Origin of the sequence: Brevibacterium mcbrellneri ATCC 49030, assembly GCF_000178455.1 — a bacterium.
Classification (GTDB): Bacteria; Actinomycetota; Actinomycetes; order Actinomycetales; family Brevibacteriaceae; genus Brevibacterium; species Brevibacterium mcbrellneri.
The window spans coordinates 1-541 of the sequence record NZ_ADNU01000086.1 but is presented as its reverse complement, the minus strand read 5'-3'; the positions used below and the strand labels follow the sequence as shown (position 1 = coordinate 541).

Here is a 541-nt window from a genome sequence, read left to right as displayed (position 1 = left end):
AGAAGAGTTGCCTACCCCGACAGAAGGGGTGCTGGCGAAGCTTTTAGATTGCACACGGTCCCAGCTCATAACCCGGGTGCGGAAAATCATGACAGCAGTCGTGCTCATGCCCAAACTCTGGGCCTTGGCTAAGGCCGGTGTGGTCGGGTTTGACCGGGTTTTGTATACGGCTGGCAGGGTGGGGCGTGCTGGGGTGTGTATCCCGGTGTTTGATGACATGCTCACCAACAAGCGTGTGGACGTGCCCTGGAAAACCTACAGGCGCCACGTCAATGAAATCCTTGCGATGCTTATGACTCCTGAAACCCGGGTGGAGAACGCTCGGCGTAACCGGGGAGTGTCGTATTGGGTGAATGATGATGGTACAGCCACGTTGTCGCTGACGGGTCCTGTGTTGGAGATGGAAGCGTTTTATCAGCGTGTGCGTGGAACAGCCAGGGCTATCCTCGCCAACCACATAGAAGCGTTTTCTGCCACGTTAACGGATGAACAACAAGCCTTGTTCATTACTGAGAACAATGGTGAAACGACTGAAGTGCGT

Annotated in this window: 1 pseudogene; it reads left to right on the top strand. The window is 54.7% G+C overall.

The features are described from left to right. Positions 1-88: 88 nt before the first annotated feature. A pseudogene (locus HMPREF0183_RS11590) lies at positions 89-541 on the top strand (HNH endonuclease signature motif containing protein); the annotation flags it as partial.